The organism is Pseudomonas gingeri (assembly GCF_013385425.1).
Classification (GTDB): Bacteria; Pseudomonadota; Gammaproteobacteria; order Pseudomonadales; family Pseudomonadaceae; genus Aquipseudomonas; species Aquipseudomonas gingeri_D.
Genome location: NZ_JACAQA010000060.1, coordinates 1 through 998, shown reverse-complemented (window position 1 = coordinate 998; position 998 = coordinate 1). Strand labels below are relative to the sequence as shown.

General features: G+C 60.7%; 2 protein-coding genes. Both read left to right on the top strand.

All coding sequences use genetic code 11. The features are described from left to right. Nucleotides 1-36: 36 nt before the first annotated feature. Entirely contained in the window at nucleotides 37-543 is a 507-nt protein-coding gene (locus tag HX830_RS31755; protein WP_371317560.1) for a glycoside hydrolase family 19 protein, read from the top strand. A gap of 39 nt (nucleotides 544-582) precedes the next feature. Then, the gene (locus tag HX830_RS31750; protein WP_177104787.1) at nucleotides 583-966 is read left to right on the top strand and encodes a hypothetical protein; all 384 of its coding nucleotides are present in this window, start codon (nucleotides 583-585) and stop codon (nucleotides 964-966) included. Nucleotides 967-998: the final 32 nt, after the last annotated feature.

The following is a 998-nucleotide window of genomic DNA, read 5'->3' as shown; positions in this document are numbered from 1 at the left end:
TGGGTTTCATGGCGCGCTTACGGCGTTTTTGTTCCTATGCTCAACACAGCCACACAGCAGTTTCAGATCGTTGGCACTCAGCGAGTCGCTGCGCTCCTGGCGCAGATCGGGCACGAGTCCGGCAAGCTCAATAAGGTCGTGGAGAGCACCTACTATTCAGCCGCCGCGCTGATCTCACTTTTCAGTCGGGATCGCATCAGCGTTGACGATGCCAACAGCTATGGGTACACGACTGCTCAGCGAGCGAATTCGCAGGCTATTGCCAATTGCATCTATGGCAGGTCATGGGGACTGAAGCACCTGGGAAACACCCAGTCGGGCGACGGCTGGAACTACCGCGGGCGTGGCCTGATTCAGATCACCGGCCGGGCGAACTACCAGGCGTGCGGCGATGCCGTGGGTGTGGACCTGATCGGCAACCCGGACCTTCTGGCCAAGCCGCAGTACGCGGCATTGTCGGCAGCCTGGTACTGGGCGACCAATGGGCTCAACACCCTGGCCGACGCAGGCAGCTTCGACGCTATCTCCCAACGGCGCTGCTGACCGCTAGGCCCTGTATGCAACCGCACAGCAGGTACTAGCATGAACGCACAAGTCGCAAAGCTGCTGGGATACCTGGTGCTCGCACTGGCACTGATCGGCGCGGGGGCGGCAGGTGCATGGCAGTGGCAGTGGCAGGCCAATGCCTACGGCAAGAGGCTGGCAAGCCAGGACGATGCCTACCAAGCCGACTTGACCAGAATAGTCACCGCTGGTGCCGCGCAGGCGCGCCAGGCAGTGGAAAAACAACAGGCCGCCGAGCAAGCCGTGGCCGCTATCGATGCCAAAGCCTCACAGGAAAAATCCGATGCCCTCGCCCAAAACGATTTGCTCAGCAGGCCGTACAGCAGCTCTCAGACTGACAATGCCCAGTTTCATGCTGATGTCGCTGCTGCTCAGCACCGGCTGCGCATCGCTGACACCTGATCAAGTGGTTCGTAAGCGCCCCATAAACCCCA

Coding starts and splice junctions, on each gene's coding strand:
- HX830_RS31750 (WP_177104787.1), top strand. CDS start 583: ATGAACGCACAAGTCGCAAAGCTGCTGGGATACCTGGTGCTCGCACTG.
- HX830_RS31755 (WP_371317560.1), top strand. CDS start 37: ATGCTCAACACAGCCACACAGCAGTTTCAGATCGTTGGCACTCAGCGA.